At 34.2% G+C, this 1,521-nt stretch carries 1 protein-coding gene and 1 pseudogene; both read left to right on the top strand.

The features are described from left to right. Nucleotides 1-349, top strand: a pseudogene (locus ACZ3IG_RS36150) (IS3-like element ISBce13 family transposase); the annotation flags it as partial. A 566-nt stretch (nucleotides 350-915) separates the two neighbouring features. Then, on the top strand, nucleotides 916-1,470 hold the full coding sequence (locus ACZ3IG_RS36145) for a CBO0543 family protein (RefSeq protein WP_467437478.1): 555 nt from the start codon (nucleotides 916-918) through the stop codon (nucleotides 1,468-1,470). Nucleotides 1,471-1,521: the final 51 nt, after the last annotated feature.

The following is a 1,521-nucleotide window of genomic DNA, read 5'->3' as shown; positions in this document are numbered from 1 at the left end:
AAGAAATATCTATTACCATTCCTTACAGAAAACAGAGTCCACCCGTGAACCTGAAAATCCTGCAAAAACCCAGAAAATAATACATATCCATCAAGAGAGTAAGGAACGAAATGGAGCTCGAAAATACATTGGATACTCCAAAGCAAAAATCCGTTCGATCACCAAGAAAAAATACCGTCCGTACTCCATCGTGAAAAAAGTGATGGAACGCAAGAATCTGTTAGATCAAGACTTCTCTACCACCACAATCAATGAGAAATGGGTCGCAGATATCATCTACATTTACACGGTAAGAGACGGATGGTGTTACCTAGCTTCCGTAATGGATTTACATTCTAAGAAAACCATTACTTAATGATGGAGAATGATAATTAAAGCAAGATACGCTGATTATGGGGCGAATTAGAAATGATTCGAAATAACACACACATTTCTGTATCAGCAATGTGTAGCGTCCTTCAACTTCCTATGTATCTTCTCCTACCAAGCTACTGTACGCGTCGGCAGTTTTAAACAAACAGGAGCCATTAGCTTTAATTGTAAGTGATTTAACATACGTTCCTATAGAGAAGAACGGCAATATGTAGGCTTATTTTTCGATTTTTTTCAACCCTGAAATTATAGGGCAAAGTGCTGGTCGAAATAAGAATTCAGTCCTTGGGTATAGACCATTAGCCAGCATAAAAGGTAATTTACATACTGTAAAGCTGTTTCATACAGTTCGAGGAGAAGAGTTTGATCAATAACATAATTTCAGAAGAATTAGAAACATTTGGGATTCATCGAATCCCTGAGTTGAAAGGGATGTCCCTATGGTAACGTTATCGCTGAAGCGTTGTTCTAAGTATTTAAACAGAAATCGCGCAAATGGAGTAAACTTCACCTCTTTGGACATTATTTTATTATTATGACTTTATGGGAATAATGTTTGTAAAAATAAAAAAGGGGAATTTAGCTGTGTATTTGTTTTTAGTTGTTGGTATTTATATTCTTTTCGCTAAAATATTTGTAGACTGGAACCGATGGAGGGAATTTTATCCCACTATTCAATTCTATATAATTTGCAATTTACTTTACAACTTTGTTTTTTATCAACATACACTATGGAGATATAAGGCTGTGACACTGCCATGGCTAAATCATACGCTTATTGAAATCACGTTTTCATTCTTTATAATTCCCGTTGTGCTAATTATCTATCTTCAATATTATCCAAGGAGGAAGAAGAGATTCATCTATATGGGAGTTTGGATTGCCTATTTTTCATTTATTGAAGTCCTATTTGAAAAAAAGGGTTTATTTATATATGAGAATGATTGGAACGTCTGGTGGTCTACATTATTCAACTTAATTACATTTAGCATCATACGAATTCATTATAAGGATCACTTAGTTGGTATATTGGTATCTATTCCAATTGTAATCATTCTCTTATTGTTTTTTCATCCATCATTACATGAATTGAAATAGGCGGTGATAGTATGGATTCCCTATCTACTCCATTATTTTTAATTCTTCTAT

The sequence above is a fragment of the Streptomyces sp. NPDC016677 genome (genome assembly GCF_055562815.1).
The sequence above is the reverse complement of the archived record's forward strand: the minus strand, read 5'-3'. Positions and strand labels throughout refer to the sequence as shown.

Excerpts from the sequence above, each read along its gene's own strand:
- ACZ3IG_RS36145 (WP_467437478.1), top strand. The coding sequence starts at position 916 with ATGGGAATAATGTTTGTAAAAATAAAAAAGGGGAATTTAGCTGTGTAT.